The organism is Chryseobacterium sp. SIMBA_038, assembly GCF_046535115.1.
Classification (GTDB): Bacteria; Bacteroidota; Bacteroidia; order Flavobacteriales; family Weeksellaceae; genus Chryseobacterium.
In genome coordinates this window covers 1-282 of sequence record NZ_JAWRXH010000105.1, presented here as the reverse complement: position 1 = coordinate 282, position 282 = coordinate 1, and the positions used below count along the sequence as shown (strand labels likewise).

Sequence of the window (282 nt, the reverse complement as noted above, 5' to 3'; positions counted from 1 at the left end):
GGATTGATGTTAAGCATAACTCGTCGGCGGCCGAGTACGATTCGAAGGTAAGACTCTTGAGCTCTAGGTTGAATGGTTTGCAGCGAGTAAATCCTGGAACCGGTATAAAAGTCAATCATTCGTGGTTGGAGACGGAGTTGCGCCCAAGAGAAAATTCGGCGGTATTTGTTTATCAAGAATATTATTCAAAATCTGGCCTTGATTTCAAAACAGAGGGCTATTTGTTGGATGGTGGAAATCTTTTTCACACTGTTGGCGGAATTGGAGTAGAGGCGCTGAGAC

General features: G+C 44.3%; 1 protein-coding gene. It reads left to right on the top strand.

The window, feature by feature from the left end:
* Positions 1–68: 68 nt before the first annotated feature.
* Positions 69–282 (top strand): hypothetical protein (locus SB689_RS22900; RefSeq protein WP_410694363.1); only part of this gene is annotated, 214 nt, incomplete at its 3' end.